Genomic DNA, 252 nt, shown 5'->3' with positions numbered 1-252 from the left:
TTGATCAGGATATTGATCCTCATAACCTTTTAAACCTACTAATTCTAAAGAGGACATTGCTTTTTTAGTTCGTTCTTCTTTTTCTACATCTTGAACTTCTAATCCATATTCCACATTTTCTAGAATAGTACGGAAAGGGAAAAGCCCGAATTTTTGGAATACCATACTCATTTTCTTTCGACGAACTTCACGTAACTCTTGATCATTGATTTGAGCAAGGTTCTTACCATCAATCCGAACGTTACCTGAAGT

The 252-nt window shown here is 34.9% G+C and carries 1 protein-coding gene; it reads right to left on the bottom strand.

Features of this window, described 5'->3' with window-relative positions:
- The coding region (locus AOA61_RS00380) for an ATP-binding cassette domain-containing protein (protein WP_143521143.1) at positions 1–252 on the bottom strand (252 nt) is incomplete at both ends.

The organism is Pseudomonas sp. 2995-1, assembly GCF_002742505.1.
Taxonomy (GTDB): Bacteria; Pseudomonadota; Gammaproteobacteria; order Pseudomonadales; family Pseudomonadaceae; genus Aquipseudomonas; species Aquipseudomonas sivasensis.
This window is presented reverse-complemented; position numbering and strand designations above follow the sequence as displayed.